Here is an 11,957-nt window from a genome sequence, read left to right as displayed (position 1 = left end):
GGTTACGCGTCGAGCAGGTTGATCAGGCTGAAGCCCACCCCGAGCAGGTCCAGCAGCGGCTGGGCGGAGATCAGCGGCGCGCCGTTGAAGACGGCGTCCGGACCCAGCACGTCGAGAACGTTCCACTGGGTGGCCAGGTCCTGCCAGCCGGTGAGCAGCGTATGGTCCAGGCCGAGCGTCAGGTTGTAGCCCGACAGCAGCGTCTCGACGAACGAGTCCGACAGCGGGCCCTGCCCGATGTAGTCCAACAGGTTGTTGACCGTGTTGATCAGGCTCTGCACACCGGCGTATTGCAGGCCGGCCAGCATCTGCAGCGGGTCCATCCGTAGCAGGAACCCGGCGGCACCGGTGTCTTCGGACAGCTGGCCGGTCGCGGTGACCGCCCAGGCACCGGCCGCGCCGATCGGGTCGACGCCGTTCACGGTGATTCCGGCGTCCGGGGCACCGGGGTTGCCGTAGGACCAGTCGATGACCGTCTTCAGGATGGGCGCCAGCGCGTCAGCGGCGAACTTGCCGATGTCGCCGAGCCCGTAGAGCGGTCCGAGGATGGGCAGCTGCTCAGGCAGCACATAGAAGTTGGTGTTGCCGATCGTGCCGAGGTCGATGGCGTTGGCGAGGTTGTCGCCGAAGTAGGCGCCATGGACCGCGCCGATACCCATGATCGCGTTGAGGACAGCCAGCAGGTTGGTGGGGTCCTGCGGGAAGACGGCCCAGCCGTCGTATTCGGTGCTGTAGATGTCGGTTGCGAACGGAGCGGTCGGGGTCGGGTCGATACCCAGCGGGATGTTCAGGAACGGAATGTGCTGCATGCTCCCGTCGAACCCATCCGGGAAGTTCAGCCGGGTGAGCATGCCGCCGATCGGGTTGTTGGGGTCGCCGATCAGTACGAAGTGCAGGTTCAGCGGGTCATAGTCGCCGCCAGGGGCGTTGGCGAGCAGGTTGTGCATCGCCAGGGTGGAGATCACGGCGCTCTGCGAGTAGCCGAACACCGTGACTTCGTCACCGGCCTCCAGCTGCGGACGGATCGCACCCTCGAGGTTGGCGACCCCCGCCGCCAGCGAGTCCCCGAAGTTCAGCTGCGGGACCGGCAGCGGTTGGCAGACGATCGGGCAGAACTGTTCGGGGGTGGTCAGGCCGTTCAGCGCGTAGCCGGCGTACGTCGGCTGTCCGGCGAACCACGGCGTTAGGGGTTGGAGGTAGAAGTCCCGCACCAGGTCCATGTAGCTGCCGATTGTGGGGTCGGCTTGGCCGGTGCCGGTCATGATCCACGCTTCGCCTGCCAGCAGCGCGACATCGGCGATCAACTTCTCGACCCGGGACGCCAGAGCGGGGCTCAGCAGCGACGATATACCGAGGAGGACGGCGCAGAGCGCCGCCAACAAGGTCGCCCCCAGGGGATGCACGCGCTTAACCGTCATTGCAGACCTCCCAGGTCAGTTCGAATATGTCATCGGTGATCAATTACCCCCACCTGACAAGATCACATTAATCTATTAGGTGGATCTAAGCGTTGACCTTCATTCAGAAAACGCGTGTTGTCAAATCGACGACATTCGACCTGGCTTTTGCTCCAGGCGTGACGCGCTACGCGCCGAAGAGGTTAACCATGCTGAAGCCCGCTCCGATGAGATCCAGCAGCCCGTCGCCGGGCACCGCCGCCCCGCTCAGCAGGGCGTCGGGGCCCAGCACGTCGCCGAGGTTCAGCGCAGTGGCCAGGTCGCTCCAGCCGGTGATCAGGAACTGGTCGATGGAGTTGATCAGGTCATAGCCGGTGATGGTCTGCAGGAAATCGGTGATGCCGGTGATGGTGCTGATGTCACCGGCGGTGAGGGCACCGCCGCCGGCCGCAACGTCGGCCCACGGGCCGACCAGGCTCTGGATCAGCGCGTTCTGGACCCCGGCCAGCATCTGTAGCGGGTCCATCCGCTCGAACAGGCCCATCACGCTGGATCCGTCGTAGAGCGCGCCGGTCGGCGTCATGGCCCACGGCCCACCGGCCACCCCAAACGCCTGCTGGTAGGCGCTGCCGCTGATGAAGTCACCGGCCGGGATCTGGTAGAGCCCGTTGACGGCCGGGTCGCCGGCGTTGCCGTAGCCCCAGTCGATGACCAGCCTGGCCCACGGTGAGAAGAAGTCGCCGAAGAACTGCCCCGCGGTGCCCCCGTTGAACATGAACTGCAGGATCGGCAGGTTCTGCGGAATCATGTAGAAGTTCGCGTCGCCGATCGTGCCGACGTTGATGGCACTGGCCAGCTGCTCTGCGGTGTAGTCCGGGTAGTACGGGTGCACGGTGACGATGCCGATGAGCGCGTTGATGACCGCCAGGATGTTGGTCGGGTCCTGCGGGAAGTTGGCCCAGCCGTCGTACTCACCGGTGTAGATGTCCGACGCGATGTGGTCGGTCGGGGTGGCGTCCAGGCTGAGCGGAATGTTGACGAACGGCAGGTGCTGGTCGTCCGGGAATTGAAAGCGATCGAGGATGCCGCCGATCGGATTGTTCGGGTCACCGATCAGCACGACGTGCATGTTGCCCAGCTGATCCAGGGTCGGGTAACCGGCCGTCCCGGCGCCCGCGATCAGGTTCTGCATCTCGATGGTGGCGATGGCGGCGCTCTGCGAGTAGCCGAACACCGTCACGTTGTCGCCGGCCAGTAACTGCGGCAGGATCCCTTGATTCAGCAGGCCCACACCGGCGTTCAGGGACTGCCCGAAGTTGAGCGCCGGCTGTCCGGGGATGCACACGAACGGGCAGAACTGCTCCGGCGTGGTCAGGCCTCCGAAGGTGTAACCGGGGAACGTCGGCTGGCCGGCGAAATGCGGCGACGACGGCTGCAGGTATCCGGCCAGGATCTGGCCCAGGTAGGGGCCGACGGTGGGGTCGGGCGCACCGGTTCCGCTCATGATCCAGCCCGCATCGGCCAGCAGCCGCAGCCGGATCGCCAGCTGGTCCACGCTGTAGGCCACCGCCGAGGACAGTGCCGAGCTCAGACCCAGGACCGCGGCGCACAGCGCAGCCAGCAGCATTGCGCCCGCCAGGCGCAGCCGACCAGTCGTCATCGCGACCTCCCCCGACCCCGGTTTTCCAACAGCAGGGACGCTAGCCACCCGGCGCACGCCGCTTACACGTTCGCCGCAAAATTCAGGATTCTTTAATTCGCGATGCGAAGCGCTGTGCTGCCAATCGCGGCGCCAATCCCGGCGCAATCCCGCCGTCAGGCCGCGCGGGCTGCATCGTTACTCTGTGCGCCATGGCAGCTGACCTTGTACCGATCCGCCTCACGGTGACCGATGGTGACCGCTACACCCTGTGGGCGCCGAGCTGGCGCGACTCCGGTGACGAGTGGCAGGCGTTTTTGGGCAGGGACGACGACCTGTACGGGTTCGCCACCGTGGCGGACCTGGTGGCGTTCGTCCGGGGCAACGCCAACAACGACCTGGTCGACCACCCGAGCTGGTCGCAACTTGTCCAGGCCAACGCCCACAAGCTGGACCCGAGCCGCAACCGGCAGTACGACCTGATCGCGGTCGAGGAACTGCTGACCGCGAAGCCGACCAAACAGTCTGTCCAGTCGCTGGCCCACGCGATGGAGATCGTCTCGGCGATCGGGTCGGTGTGCGACCTGACCGCGGTGACGAAGTTCTTCAACGGCAACCCCAACCTGGGCTGGTTGGCCGGCGGCGTCGACAACTTCACCGGCCGCGCCGGCCGCAAACGCTGGGAGCTGATCGCCGAGATCATCGGCCGTAACTGGGGCGGTGTGTTGACCGCTGTTGAAGAGATCATCACCACCCCCGACGTCGACGCCACCGCGGCGTCGCAGGCGGCCGATGAGCTGGCCGCCGAAGCCCCGGCCGAGCCGGAGCCAGCCGACGAGGACGTCGAGGACACCGAGGCTGCCGACGACCAGGCCGACGACGAGGACAGCGGTGAGGACGAGTCGGCCACCGCGACGACCAAGCGGGCCTCGGGCGACCGGGTGGTTCTTGGCGGCGACGCGAACTTCTGGACCAAGGTGGGCATCGACCCGATTCGGATCATCACCGACAACGGGACGTTCTTCACGCTGCGTTGTTACCTCGGTGAACAGCCGGTATTCCTGGGCCGCAATGGCCGGATCAGCGTGTTCGGTTCCGAGCGAGCCCTGGCCCGCTACCTGGCCGACGAGCATGACCACGACCTGTCGGATCTGAGCACCTACGACGACATCCGCACGGCCGCCACCGACGGTTCGCTGTCGATCGACATCACCGACGACAACGTCTACGTGCTCTCCGGAATGACCGACGACCTCACCGACGGGCCGGACGCAGTGGACCGTGAGCAGCTCGATCTGGCCGTCGAATTTCTGCAGGACGTGGGCACCTATGCCGAGGACGGCGTGGTCGCCGACACCCTCGCGCCGGATCGTCCGCTGGGCCGGATGGTCAGCTATGTGCTCGACCGGGAATCGGTCAATGAGCCGCAGCGTCCGTACGCTCCGGCCGTCAAGGAATGGGAACAGCTCGAACAGTTCGTGCAGTCGCGACTGCGGCGCGAATAACGCTTTGCCGTCTGATCGCGCGCGAGCACGGGTGGTCGGCCGGCGGAAGCCGCACGTAGGACGACATGCGCAGTACTACGGAAATTCACTGAAATTGCGGCGAGCAATTACTCCAATTCATTGCCGAGCCGTCATATTCGCGACTAACATTTGGCCCGATAGCACTCGGGCCGAGCCGTGCGGTTTGCGGGGGCCTTCCAATTCGAAAGGACTACACATGCGCAAGGCAACACAGCGGGCCGCAGCAGTATCCGCCGCAGTTTTGGGAGTCGCGCTGATCGGCACGGGTTGCAACGGCACCGCCAAGGAGAAGACCAGCGAGGCCCTGAGCTCGGCCAGCTCGGTTGCGTCCTCGGCCAGCTCGGTGATCTCGTCCGCGGTCACCGCACCGTCGGAGGAGAGCGCCGCCAGCTCCACCGTGATGACCGGCGCCGACGGCAAGGAGTACACCGTTTCCGGGCCGATCCTGGCCAAGCTCGATTCCCTGGACGCGACCGCCAAGCAGGACCTGGGCGAGCCCACCGGCGCCGAGCAGAAGAACCCCGATGGCGGCATCTACCAGCAGTTCGACGGTGGCGTGATCGTTCACACCACCCGTTCGTACGTGGTGTGGGGCAAGATCCGCGACAAGTGGAACGAGCTGGGCGGTTCGCAGGGCAAGCTCGGCTACCCGACCAGCGACGAGACCACCAACGCTGACGGGTCCAAGCAGACCACCTTCGAGCACGGGATCGTCACCTGGAAGACCGGCGACGCCGAGGCCACCGTCACCGAGCACTGATACCTGGATCGAAGGCCGGGCAATCGCCACCGCGATTGCCCGGCCTCCGCCAGTTTTCGCCCGGTGTGTGGATCACTCGATCAGCGCCGCATATTGCGGCTTGATCACTTCTTCGATGATCTGCACTCGCTGATCGAACGGGATGAACGCCGACTTCATCGCGTTCACCGTGAATCGCTGCAGATCGGTCCAGCCGTAGCCGAAGGTCTCGGCCAGCGCCAGCATCTCCTTGCTCATGGTGGTGTCGCTCATCAGCCGGTTATCGGTGTTGATCGTCACCCGCAGCCGAGCGCGGGCCAACAGGTCGAACGGGTGCTCGGCGATGCTGTCGACCGCTCCGGTCTGCACATTCGAGCTCGGGCACAGTTCCAACGGGACCCGCTTGTCCCGCACGATCGCCGCCAGCCTCCCGAGCCGCACCATCCCGTCGTCGTCGACGGTGATGTCGTCGGTGATCCGCACCCCGTGCCCCAGCCGGTCGGCGCCGCAGAATGCGATCGCCTCGTGGATGGAGGGCAGCCCGAACGCCTCGCCGGCGTGGATGGTGAACCGCGCGTTGTGATCTCGCATGTACTCGAACGCGTCCAGGTGCCGGCTCGGCGGGTAGCCGGCCTCAGCGCCGGCGATATCGAAGCCGACCACGCCTTTGTCGCGGAACCGGATGGCCAGCTCGGCGATCTCGCGGGACAGCGCGGCGTGGCGCATGGCGGTGACCAGGCAGCGCACCGTGATCTCCCGCCCGGCGGCCGCCGCGTCGCGCTCACCGTCGGCGAAGCCGGCCAGCACCGCATCGGTCACCTCGTCGAACGACAGCCCGCCCTCGATGTGCAGTTCGGGCGCGAACCGCACCTCGGCGTAGACAACGGCGTCGGCGGCCAGATCCTCGACGCATTCGCGGGCCACCCGATGCAGCGCGTCGGCGGTCTGCATCACGGCCACGGTGTGACTGAACGGTTCGAGATAGCGCTCCAGCGAGCCGCTATGGGAGCGGGTCCGGAACCAGGTCGCCAGCTCGTCGGGATCGGTCTCCGGAAGCGCGTCGTAGCCGACCTGTCCGGCGATCTCGACGACGGTGGCCGGGCGCAGGCCGCCGTCCAGGTGATCGTGCAGCAGCGCCTTGGGGACTGCCCTGATGGTCTCCAGGCTCACCGGTGTGCTCATGGCTTCATCATGGGGTCGCCTCGATGATCAGGGGACGCGGCAGCGGGGGTGCGGATTCACCGGCGGCCGGGCGAACCCGTGGCGGCCGGCGACACCTTGTTCACGCTGTACACCGAGACTCCCGAGCGGATCGCCCCCGCGCCGTGTTGCACCCGCTCCCCCGGCCTGGACCGGCCCGCGCCGAGACGCCAGGCCGCCAGGGCCACCGCCATCGCGTCGATGTGCCCCATGAAGCCGCCCCGATCGGCGGTCACGGTCTCGGTGCACGCCCCCACCGATAACGGCACGCCCAGATCTCCGCCCTGCGCGGCGACCATCGCGGCGAATCGGTCCATCGCGGTGCCGTCCCGCAGGGTCTGCGCGGGGTCAACACCGTCGATTCCGGCCAGCGTCAGCATCTCCTGGGCCAGCCGCACCGTCAGCGCCACCACGTCGGCCGGGCCGCCGCCGGCCAGCACCTCGAGGGCTTCGGCCACTTCGATGGCATTGCCGACCGTGCACCCCAGCGGCGTGCTCATCTCGGTGAGCAGAGCTCGGGTGGCGACCCCGTGCGCCGCGCCCAGCCCGACCATCAGCTGGGCCAGTTCCCGGGCCTGGGCAGCGGACCGCATGAACGCGCCCGACCCGACCTTGACGTCCAAAAGCAGCGCCCCGGTGCCCTCGGCCAGCTTCTTGCTCATCACCGAGCTGGCAATCAGCGGCAGCGATTCCACCGTGGCGGTGACGTCACGCAACGCGTAGAGCTTGGCGTCGGCCGGTGCCAGGGTGCCGGCGGCGAAGACCGCGGCGCCGACGCCGGCCAATTGCTCGCGCAGCCGCGCCGTGGACAGCGCGACGTCGAAACCCGCTATCGACTCCAGTTTGTCCAGGGTGCCGCCGGTGTGGCCCAGGCCGCGCCCCGACGCGCTCGGTACCGCTGCTCCGCAGGCGGCAACGACGGCAACCAGCGGCAGGGTGATCTTGTCGCCGCCCCCGCCGGTGGAGTGCTTGTCCACCGTTTTCAGGGGCTTGCCGCCGCGGCTCAGGTCGGTGAAGTCCATCCGCTCCCCCGAGGCGATCATCGCCGAGGTCCAGCGCACGGTCTCGGCCGCGTCCATCCCGCGCAGGTAGATCGCCATCAGCAGCGCCGACATCTGCTCTTCGGCGACCAGGCCTGCGGTGTAGCCGTGGATCAGCCAGTCGATCCCCGCGTCGGACAGCCGGTGGCCGTCACGCTTGGTGGCTATCAGGGTGGGGGCGTCGAAGGTCATGGCAGCGCATCAGGTCCGAACGCGTCTGGCAGCAGCTCGGCCAACGACCGTGCCCCCGCCGGGTGATCGATGAGCAGCTGCGAACCACCGTGTTCGAGCAGTACCTGGCGGCATCGGCCGCACGGCATCAGCAGATTCCCGTCGGCGTTGCTGCATGACAGCGCCACCAGCCGTCCGCCGCCGGCGGCGTAGAGCCCGCAGACCACCGCGCACTCGGCGCACAGACCCAGCCCGTATGAGACATTTTCCACATTGCAGCCGGTGACGACCCGGCCGTCGTCGGTCAATCCGGCCGCACCGACCCGCAGGCCCGAGTACGGCGCGTAGGCATTAGCTGAAACAATGATTGCATTGCGCCGCAACATATCCCAGTCGATTTCGTGGGACATTCAACAGATCTCCTGTCGATCCGAGCGCACCACATCACCTCGTCCGTCCGTCAGCAGCAATCACATTTCAGCGTAGTCGCAGGCCTTGCCTACTCGTCAGTAACTTTTGCGTGGTCGTTTCGGACCTGTTGATGGGTTTAGAGTCCTTGCCGAGGTTTATTGACAGCGATGGCGTTGCGGAGCGACCGTACGCACGGTATAGCCGGGCGCAGCGGGCCGCTGCAGAAAATTGGGAGGCGCAGATGACGGCGACATCCGCCGATGCGACTGCGCTGCCGGGGACGCGGTCGGATGCGACGCGATTCCGGCGGCAGAGTCTGTACAAGGGCGACCCGGGAATGTGGGCGTTCGCGCTGCACCGGATCACCGGTGCGACGATTTTCTTCTTCCTTTTCGTTCACGTGCTCGACACGGCCCTGGTGCGGGTGAGCCCGGAGGCCTACACCGAGGTGATCGCGACCTACAAGACCCCGCTCGTGGGCCTGATGGAGCTGGGCCTGGTGGCTGCGGTGCTGTTCCACGGCCTCAACGGGGTCCGGCTGATCCTGATCGACTTCTGGTGGCAGGGCACCCGCTGGCACCGCCAGATGCTGGTGGCGGTCGGCGCCATCTGGCTGGTGGTAATGGTCCCGGTCGTGGTTCGGATCGGCATGCACATGGTGGAGCGGTTCCTATGAGCACAACTGACGTACAAGGCCGCCGGGGCCCGATAGCTCCGGTTCGCGGCCTGGACCGCGACCGCCCGGCCAGCCTCGGCGACCCGCGTGCGCCGCAGCGCCACAGCGGGATGCCCAACTTCGAGAAGTACACCTGGCTGTTCATGCGGTTCTCCGGCGCCGCGCTGATCTTCCTGGTGCTCGGGCACCTGTTCGTCATGCTGATGTGGCAGGACGGCGTGTACCGCATCGACTTCAACTACGTGGCGGAGCGTTGGCATCATCCGTACTGGCAGATCTGGGACCTGTGCCTGCTGTGGCTGGCCGAACTGCACGGCGGCAACGGACTGCGCACGATCATCGGCGACTACACCCGCAGCTCCCGCAGCCGGTTCTGGCTGATGACGCTGCTGGCGGTGTCGATCATCTTCACGCTGGTGCTGGGCAGCTACGTGCTGCTGAGCTTCGACGCGAACATTTCTTGACGGCAGATTCTCCTAGCGAACGGGTGATATCGCGGTGATTCAAGAACATCGATACGACGTGGTGATCGTCGGTGCCGGCGGCGCCGGGATGCGCGCGGCCGTCGAGGCGGCCCCCCGGGCCCGCACCGCGGTGCTGACCAAGCTCTACCCCACGCGCAGCCACACCGGCGCGGCCCAGGGCGGCATGTGCGCCGCGCTGGCCAACGTCGAGGACGACAACTGGGAGTGGCACGCCTTCGACACCGTCAAGGGCGGCGACTACCTGGCCGACCAGGACGCGGTGGAGATCATGGCCAAGGAGGCCATCGACGCGGTGCTGGACCTGGAGAACATGGGCATGCCGTTCTCCCGGACCCCCGAAGGCCGCATCGACCAGCGCCGGTTCGGCGGGCACACCCGCGATCACGGCAAGGCCCCGGTGCGCCGCGCGTGCTACGCCGCCGACCGGACCGGCCACATGATCCTGCAGACGCTGTACCAAAACTGCGTCAAGCACGGGGTGGAGTTCTTCAACGAGTTCTACGCGCTGGACCTGGTGCTCACCGAGACGCCGTCGGGTCCGGTGGCCACCGGCATCGTTGCTTACGAGTTGGCGACCGGTGACATCCACGTCTTCCACGCCAAGGCCATCGTGTTCGCCACCGGTGGCTCGGGCCGGATGTACAAGACCACCTCGAATGCGCACACCCTGACCGGCGACGGCCTGGGCATTGTGTTCCGCAAGGGCCTCCCGCTCGAAGACATGGAATTCCACCAGTTCCACCCGACCGGCCTGGCCGGCCTGGGCATCCTGATCTCCGAGGCTGTGCGCGGTGAGGGCGGGCGGTTGCTCAACGCCGACGGTGAGCGGTTCATGGAGCGCTACGCCCCGACGATCGTCGACCTGGCTCCACGCGACATCGTGGCCCGCTCGATGGTGCTCGAGGTGCTCGAGGGCCGCGGCGCCGGACCGAACAAGGACTACGTCTACATCGACGTGCGTCACCTCGGCGAAGAGGTGCTCGAGGAGAAGCTGCCCGACATCACCGAGTTCGCCCGCACCTACTTGGGCGTGGACCCGGTCAAGGAACTGGTGCCGGTCTACCCGACCTGCCACTACGTGATGGGCGGCATCCCGACCACGAACACCGGCCAGGTGCTGCGGGACAACACCAACACCGTGCCGGGCCTGTACGCCGCCGGCGAATGCGCCTGCGTGTCGGTGCACGGCGCCAACCGGCTCGGCACCAACTCGCTGCTGGACATCAACGTGTTCGGCCGCCGTGCGGGCATCGCCGCCGCCGAATACGCCAACGCGCATGACTTCGTCGACATGCCGGAGAACCCCGCCGACATGGTGGTCGGCTGGGTGGGCGACATCCTCTCCGAGCACGGCAACGAGCGGGTCGCCGACATCCGTGGCGCGCTGCAGCAGTCGATGGACAACAATGCCGCGGTGTTCCGCACCGAGAAGACCCTCAAGCAGGCGCTGAGCGACATCCACGGGCTCAAGGAGCGGTACGCCCGGATCACCGTGCACGACAAGGGCAAGCGCTTCAACTCCGACCTGCTGGAGGCGATCGAGCTGGGCTTCCTGCTGGAGCTGGCCGAGGTCACCGTGTTGGGTGCGTTGAACCGCCAGGAATCGCGCGGCGGGCACGCCCGCGAGGACTACCCCAACCGTGACGACGTCAACTACATGCGCCACACCATGGCCTACAAGGACATTGGGGACGATAAGCACAGACCCGACCTCATCGCCGACATCCGGCTGGACTACAAGCCGGTGGTGCAGACCCGCTACGAACCGAAGGAACGGAAGTACTGATGTCCTCCTCAGCTGACTCCGGTTGCTGCTCGTCCGAGGGCGGATGCTGCTCGCCGGGGCCATCGACAAGCGCGGCACCGGCGGCGCTGGTCGACACTGCCCCGGCCGGTGACCCGCCGCTGCCCGCGGTCCCCGAGGGCGCGCAGATGGTCACGCTCAAGATCGCTCGGTACAACCCGGAGAACCCCGACGCCTACGCCGCCACCGACGGTTGGCAGAGCTTCCGGGTTCCGGCGCTGCCGACCGACCGGCTGCTCAACCTGCTGATCTACGTGAAGAGCTACCTGGACGGCACGCTGACCTTCCGCCGGTCCTGCGCGCACGGCGTGTGCGGCTCCGACGGGGTGCGGGTCAACGGCAACAACAAGCTGGCCTGCAAGCTGCTGATGCGCGACATCCTGCCTAAGAAGCCGGGCAAGGAGCTGACGCTGACCATCGAGCCGCTGCGTGGGCTTCCGGTGGAAAAAGACCTCGTGGTCAACATGGAACCGTTTATGGACGCCTACAAGGCGATCAAGCCGTACCTGATCACCTCCGGCAACCATCCCACCCGTGAACACATCCAGAGTCAGACCGACCGGCACCGCTACGACGACACCACCAAGTGCATCCTGTGCGCCATCTGCACCACGAGTTGCCCGGTGTACTGGAGCGAGGGTGCCTACTTCGGGCCGGCCGCGATCGTCAACGCCCACCGGTTCATCTTCGACAGCCGCGACGAGGCCGCCGCCGAGCGCCTGGACATCCTCAACGAGGTCGACGGGGTGTGGCGCTGCCGCACCACCTTCAACTGCACGGATGCCTGCCCGCGCGGTATCGAGATCACCAAGGCGATCCAGGAGGTCAAGCGGGCGCTGATGTTCGCCCGCTGAGTTTCCAGCCCCCAC

General features: G+C 66.7%; 10 protein-coding genes and 2 pseudogenes. 7 read left to right on the top strand and 5 right to left on the bottom strand.

All coding sequences use genetic code 11. The features are described from left to right. Nucleotides 1–2: 2 nt before the first annotated feature. Together BN4346_RS31005 and BN4346_RS31000 are read right to left on the bottom strand one after the other, a co-directional pair. Nucleotides 3–1,418, bottom strand: a complete 1,416-nt coding sequence (locus BN4346_RS31005) for a PE-PPE domain-containing protein (RefSeq protein ID WP_235653580.1) — start codon at nt 1,416–1,418, stop codon at nt 3–5. 166 nt (nt 1,419–1,584) lie between these two features. Beyond that, the gene (locus BN4346_RS31000) at nt 1,585–3,057 is read right to left on the bottom strand and encodes a PE-PPE domain-containing protein (RefSeq protein ID WP_078058524.1); all 1,473 of its coding nucleotides are present in this window, start codon (nt 3,055–3,057) and stop codon (nt 1,585–1,587) included. Nucleotides 3,058–3,248: 191 nt separating this feature from the next. Between BN4346_RS31000 and satS the strand changes: the two genes are divergently transcribed. Beyond that, on the top strand, nt 3,249–4,541 hold the full coding sequence (satS, locus tag BN4346_RS30995; RefSeq protein WP_067970463.1) for a protein export chaperone SatS: 1,293 nt from the start codon (nt 3,249–3,251) through the stop codon (nt 4,539–4,541). A gap of 217 nt (nt 4,542–4,758) precedes the next feature. Further along, nucleotides 4,759–5,322: an LGFP repeat-containing protein gene (locus BN4346_RS48405; protein WP_208863223.1), complete on the top strand. Its 564-nt coding sequence runs from the start codon at nt 4,759–4,761 to the stop codon at nt 5,320–5,322. A 72-nt stretch (nt 5,323–5,394) separates the two neighbouring features. Here the strand turns inward: BN4346_RS48405 and BN4346_RS30985 are convergent, their stop codons facing one another. Further along, nucleotides 5,395–6,483, bottom strand: coding sequence for an adenosine deaminase (locus BN4346_RS30985; RefSeq protein ID WP_067970461.1), 1,089 nt, complete (start codon nt 6,481–6,483; stop codon nt 5,395–5,397). 42 nt (nt 6,484–6,525) lie between these two features. On the opposite strand from BN4346_RS30985, the pseudogene BN4346_RS49870 reads away from it, so the two are divergent. Beyond that, nucleotides 6,526–6,624 (top strand): annotated as a pseudogene (locus tag BN4346_RS49870) (hypothetical protein); the annotation flags it as partial. On the opposite strand, the pseudogene BN4346_RS30980 reads toward BN4346_RS49870, so the two are convergent. Both BN4346_RS30980 and BN4346_RS30975 read right to left on the bottom strand, forming a co-directional pair. Then, nucleotides 6,618–7,733: pseudogene (locus BN4346_RS30980) on the bottom strand (thymidine phosphorylase); the annotation flags it as partial. The pseudogenes BN4346_RS49870 and BN4346_RS30980 sit on opposite strands and share 7 nt — an antisense overlap. Further along, the gene (locus BN4346_RS30975) at nt 7,730–8,122 is read right to left on the bottom strand and encodes a cytidine deaminase (protein ID WP_067970459.1); all 393 of its coding nucleotides are present in this window, start codon (nt 8,120–8,122) and stop codon (nt 7,730–7,732) included. The pseudogene BN4346_RS30980 and the gene BN4346_RS30975, both read right to left, overlap by 4 nt. 242 nt (nt 8,123–8,364) lie before the next feature. On the opposite strand from BN4346_RS30975, the gene sdhC reads away from it, so the two are divergent. Genes sdhC through BN4346_RS30955 form a run of 4 tightly spaced genes read left to right on the top strand, consistent with a single transcriptional unit; the run spans nt 8,365 to nt 11,942 of the window. Further along, nucleotides 8,365–8,799, top strand: a complete 435-nt coding sequence (sdhC, locus tag BN4346_RS30970) for a succinate dehydrogenase, cytochrome b556 subunit (RefSeq protein ID WP_078058522.1) — start codon at nt 8,365–8,367, stop codon at nt 8,797–8,799. Next, nucleotides 8,796–9,263, top strand: coding sequence for a succinate dehydrogenase hydrophobic membrane anchor subunit (locus tag BN4346_RS30965; protein WP_067970457.1), 468 nt, complete (start codon nt 8,796–8,798; stop codon nt 9,261–9,263). Before sdhC ends, BN4346_RS30965 begins: the two co-directional genes overlap by 4 nt. Before the next feature lie 34 nt (nt 9,264–9,297). Continuing rightward, entirely contained in the window at nt 9,298–11,070 is a 1,773-nt protein-coding gene (gene sdhA, locus BN4346_RS30960; RefSeq protein WP_067970456.1) for a succinate dehydrogenase flavoprotein subunit, read from the top strand. Beyond that, a complete protein-coding gene (locus BN4346_RS30955) occupies nt 11,070–11,942 on the top strand; it encodes a succinate dehydrogenase iron-sulfur subunit (protein WP_235653579.1) in 873 nt (290 codons plus the stop codon). Before sdhA ends, BN4346_RS30955 begins: the two co-directional genes overlap by 1 nt. Nucleotides 11,943–11,957 lie beyond the last annotated feature (15 nt).

Origin of the sequence: Mycolicibacter icosiumassiliensis (genome assembly GCF_900078685.2) — a bacterium.
GTDB lineage: Bacteria > Actinomycetota > Actinomycetes > Mycobacteriales > Mycobacteriaceae > Mycobacterium > Mycobacterium icosiumassiliensis.
The sequence above is the reverse complement of the archived record's forward strand: the minus strand, read 5'-3'. Positions and strand labels throughout refer to the sequence as shown.

Coding starts and splice junctions, on each gene's coding strand:
- BN4346_RS31005 (WP_235653580.1), bottom strand. CDS start 1,418: ATGACGGTTAAGCGCGTGCATCCCCTGGGGGCGACCTTGTTGGCGGCG.
- BN4346_RS31000 (WP_078058524.1), bottom strand. CDS start 3,057: ATGACGACTGGTCGGCTGCGCCTGGCGGGCGCAATGCTGCTGGCTGCG.
- satS (WP_067970463.1), top strand. CDS start 3,249: ATGGCAGCTGACCTTGTACCGATCCGCCTCACGGTGACCGATGGTGAC.
- BN4346_RS48405 (WP_208863223.1), top strand. CDS start 4,759: ATGCGCAAGGCAACACAGCGGGCCGCAGCAGTATCCGCCGCAGTTTTG.
- BN4346_RS30985 (WP_067970461.1), bottom strand. CDS start 6,483: ATGAGCACACCGGTGAGCCTGGAGACCATCAGGGCAGTCCCCAAGGCG.
- BN4346_RS30975 (WP_067970459.1), bottom strand. CDS start 8,122: ATGTCCCACGAAATCGACTGGGATATGTTGCGGCGCAATGCAATCATT.
- sdhC (WP_078058522.1), top strand. CDS start 8,365: ATGACGGCGACATCCGCCGATGCGACTGCGCTGCCGGGGACGCGGTCG.
- BN4346_RS30965 (WP_067970457.1), top strand. CDS start 8,796: ATGAGCACAACTGACGTACAAGGCCGCCGGGGCCCGATAGCTCCGGTT.
- BN4346_RS30955 (WP_235653579.1), top strand. CDS start 11,070: ATGTCCTCCTCAGCTGACTCCGGTTGCTGCTCGTCCGAGGGCGGATGC.